The sequence below is a fragment of the Pseudomonas sp. BF-B-26 genome, from assembly GCF_019956495.1.
In the GTDB taxonomy this organism is placed as follows: domain Bacteria; phylum Pseudomonadota; class Gammaproteobacteria; order Pseudomonadales; family Pseudomonadaceae; genus Aquipseudomonas.
Genome location: NZ_JAHBDP010000042.1, coordinates 1 through 2,041 on the forward strand (window position 1 = coordinate 1; position 2,041 = coordinate 2,041).

Here is a 2,041-nt window from a genome sequence, read left to right on the forward strand (position 1 = left end):
GTCAACATCAGTGTCGGATGACAAACCGCATTCGCGAGCAAGCCCGCTCCCACAGGGGTCAGGTGATGACCTGACGTATTGCGAGCAACAGCAGGAAATGCGCGAGATAGAGGGCATACGCCCATCGGCGCATCGGTGGTGGCTGGAAGCCTTTTGCATGTCGCAACAAGAGCAGCCCCAGCAATGGCGCAATCAGACAAGCGGCGATGCCGAGGATGGCTTCAATATTGTGAAACTGCGCGGAGGAATACAGCACTGGCCACTGATTGGCCGCCAGGCACACCAGCCCCGGCAACAGGCTGAAGTACCAGGGACGCCCGATCACCAGCAACATCGCCAGCGGCAACAGTACCCCGAAGAAGCCAAACATCAGTCGCGGCGCAAACAGCGCCGCCAGCAGCAAGGCGCCTGCCGCCAACAGTCGCGTTTGCAGGGTTCTGTCCTGCCAGCCACGGGCCACCAGCAATCCCAGCGCCAACGTGGGCAGCACGTTCAAGGTGTCGGGATCAGGAATGTACATCCTGTAGGGAATTTCGCTGATGGCGCTAAACAGCAGCAACCACCCCAGATAACGCCACTGGCCCTCGGTCGTCACCACGCGGGCCCGCGCCAGGTTTGCGGCCATCGCCAGACAGAACCACGGGAACGCCAACCGTCCCGGTATATACAGCAGATCGACGGAATACCCGACATATCGCAGGTGATCGAGCACCATGCTCAGCAGCGCCAGCCACTTGAGCAGATCCAGTGCCCCATCCCTTTGCGTCATGTGCATAATTGCCCGTCGTCTTTGTATTTTTCTGTCAGACGCATCGCGTGTGCTCTCCGGATGATCTTCGGTAAAGTGCGCACCATCATTGACCACGAGTCGCTTCACCATAAGCGCCTCGATCACGGAAAGCAGGGCCATGACCGATAAGAGCCAACAATTCGCCAGCGACAACTATTCCGGTATCTGCCCTGAAGCCTGGGCTGCCATGGAACAGGCCAACCACGGCCACCAACGCGCCTATGGCGACGACGAATGGACCGCACGTGCGTCCGACGATTTCCGCAAACTGTTCGAAACCGACTGCGAAGTGTTCTTCGCCTTCAACGGCACCGCGGCCAACTCCCTGGCCCTGTCGTCGCTATGCCAGAGTTACCACAGCGTGATCTGCTCGGAAACCGCCCACGTCGAAACCGACGAATGCGGCGCGCCGGAATTCTTTTCCAACGGTTCCAAGCTGCTCATCGCCCGCACTGAAAACGGCAAACTGACCCCGGAATCGATCCGCGAAATCGCGCTCAAGCGCCAGGACATCCACTACCCGAAACCGCGCGTAGTCACCCTGACCCAGGCGACCGAAGTCGGCAGCGTCTACACCCCGGAAGAAATCCGCGCCATCAGCGCCACCTGCAAAGAACTCGGCTTGAACCTGCACATGGACGGCGCGCGCTTCTCCAACGCTTGCGCTTTCCTTGGCTGCACGCCGGCTGATTTGACCTGGAAGGCCGGCGTCGACGTGTTGTGCTTCGGCGGCACGAAAAACGGCATGGCGGTGGGGGAAGCGATTCTCTTCTTCAACCACAAGCTGGCTGAAGACTTCGATTACCGCTGCAAACAGGCCGGTCAACTGGCCTCGAAGATGCGTTTCCTGTCGGCGCCGTGGGTCGGAATTCTGGAAAACGACGCCTGGCTCAAATACGCCAAACACGCCAACCACTGCGCGCAGCTGCTGGCTGAACTGGTCAGCGATATTCCTGGCGTGGAACTGATGTTCCCGGTGCAGGCTAACGGTGTGTTCCTGCAACTCTCGGAACCGGCCATCGCCGCACTGACGGCCAAGGGCTGGCGCTTCTACACCTTCATCGGCAACGGCGGCGCACGCTTCATGTGCTCGTGGGACACCGAAGAAGAACGCGTACGCGAATTGGCGGCGGATATTCGCGAAGTCATGTCCCGCTAACCTCCGAGATGAAATGAAACCCTGTGGGAGCGGGCTTGCTCGCGAAGGCGTCAGGTCATTCAACACCTATGTTGAATGACACACCGCATTCG

Annotated in this window: 2 protein-coding genes; one reads left to right on the top strand and one right to left on the bottom strand. The window is 59.5% G+C overall.

Annotated elements, in window-relative coordinates:
• Positions 1–58: 58 nt before the first annotated feature.
• On the bottom strand, positions 59–775 hold the full coding sequence (locus KGB03_RS03165; protein ID WP_223526322.1) for a TraX family protein: 717 nt from the start codon (positions 773–775) through the stop codon (positions 59–61).
• Between the two features lie 133 nt (positions 776–908).
• Here KGB03_RS03165 and KGB03_RS03170 point away from each other — a divergent pair, with 133 nt between their 5' ends.
• Positions 909–1,949, top strand: a complete 1,041-nt coding sequence (locus KGB03_RS03170; protein WP_111448537.1) for a low specificity L-threonine aldolase — start codon at positions 909–911, stop codon at positions 1,947–1,949.
• The last annotated feature ends 92 nt before the right edge of the window (positions 1,950–2,041 follow it).

Excerpts from the sequence above, each read along its gene's own strand:
- KGB03_RS03165 (WP_223526322.1), bottom strand. The coding sequence starts at position 775 with ATGCACATGACGCAAAGGGATGGGGCACTGGATCTGCTCAAGTGGCTG.
- KGB03_RS03170 (WP_111448537.1), top strand. The coding sequence starts at position 909 with ATGACCGATAAGAGCCAACAATTCGCCAGCGACAACTATTCCGGTATC.